We start from the raw sequence: 370 nt of genomic DNA on the forward strand, positions 1-370 counted from the left end.
TGCTGCCTGAATCGGGCAATGAGTCATCAGGAAAGCGTAGATCGAAACGGAGTGCGAACACCTGGCGATGATCGCTCAGTGCGAGCTGAGTGGTTTGGTAAAGTCGTTCAAGGTATTCAGAAATGAAGGGGCTGTAGGACACCATGACGGGTAGGCCGCGAAAGCTGTGCTCGTGGTGCAGGTGAAGATTGCTGTTGCCGGTGTGACGCTTGGTTTGGTTAGCCATGAAGGTGATCCGCTGACTGAATACATAACCTCAGTGGGATGAGTATTTATTTACGGCTTGATCACCATGGACTGACCTCAGATCATCGTATGGCACTGGTCTTGTGACTGGCTGAGCTACAGCAAGCAGAGTGATGGAGTTCAT

The 370-nt window shown here is 51.1% G+C and carries 1 pseudogene; it reads right to left on the bottom strand.

The annotated features are described in order from the left end of the window. Window positions 1-226, bottom strand: a pseudogene (locus tag KW848_RS31395) (inovirus Gp2 family protein); the annotation flags it as partial. Window positions 227-370 lie beyond the last annotated feature (144 nt).

Source organism: Pseudomonas sp. PDM25 (genome assembly GCF_019219045.1).
Lineage (GTDB): Bacteria > Pseudomonadota > Gammaproteobacteria > Pseudomonadales > Pseudomonadaceae > Aquipseudomonas.